At 62.6% G+C, this 1,156-nt stretch carries 1 protein-coding gene; it reads right to left on the reverse strand.

Translation table 11 applies throughout. The features are described 5' to 3' along the window. A partial coding sequence (locus AC097L_RS25480) for an efflux RND transporter permease subunit (protein WP_479589491.1) occupies window positions 1-1,048 on the reverse strand: 1,048 nt, incomplete at its 3' end. Window positions 1,049-1,156: the final 108 nt, after the last annotated feature.

Genomic DNA, 1,156 nt, shown 5'->3' on the forward strand with positions numbered 1-1,156 from the left:
AAGCCGTCAGGCCCGCGAGGAACAAGCGGCGGAACGTGAAGCGGGCGGCCACCAGCTTGTCCAGACCCCGCCCCACGTCCTGCATGATGCCGTTCATTTTCTGGGCGCCGTGGCTCATGCCGATGGCGAACACCAGGAACGGCACCAGGATGGAGTAAGGCTCGAGCGCGTAGCCCAGCGTGGGGAGCAGGCCGAGTTGCCACACCACGGCCACGACCGACGCGGTCACCACCAGCAGCGTGGAACGGATGCAACGCGTGTACCAGTAAACCATGGCGGTCGCAATCGCCACGGCCAGCGCAAAGAAAGCCAGCACTGCTTTGACGCCATCGATCAGGTCACCAATGATCTTGGCAAAGCCGGTGACGTGGATGGTCACTCCCTGCGCCTCGTACTTCTTGCGCAACTGCTCGATGGCACTTGAAAGGGCAGCGTAATCCAGTGGTTGGCCATCTGCGGTTTGCGCCAGCAAGGGCACATAAATCACGGAAGACTTCGCATCGCGGGCCACCAGCTGCCCGATCTGCCCGGAACGCTGCACGTTGATCTCCACCTGCTGAAGGCTCTGGGGGCTGCCGTCGTACTTGTTCGGGATGACGGGGCCGCCCTCCATGCCTTCTTCGGTCACGCCAACCCAGCGGGTTCCGGGTGTCCACAGGGAGCGCATGAAGGAACGGTCGACTCCCGGCAGCAGGAGGACCTCGTCGTTGATCAGTTTCAGGGTTTCCAGGTATGCCTTGTCGTAGATCGTGCCCTTGGGGCTCGTCACCGCGATACGCACTGCGTTGCCAAGGCCGGTCAACTCATTTTGGTTTTCCAGGTAATTCTGGACGTAGGGGTGCTGGGTCGGGATCGTCTTCTCGAAGCTGGCATTCAAACCGATCTTGGTGGCCTGCCAGCCCAGGACGGCCGTGATCAGCGCACAGAGCGCCACGATCCACAGGCGGTTGTTGAATAGCAGGCGCTCGACCCAGGAGCCTGACTGGGGATCGAAGGCGCCAGACGCTGACGCCGTGCTCGTGTCGAGGGCGTTGGGGGTGCTGATCACGGGTTCACTCCTTGCGATTTGAGGGACACCGGCACGACACCGGTCATGGCCAGGCCTAAGGCCGTGTCGCTGCCCAGGGGCAGCAATTCGGTGAGCGGCGGCAGCTTG

The sequence above is a fragment of the Rhodoferax sp. RT5P35 genome (assembly GCF_056521385.1).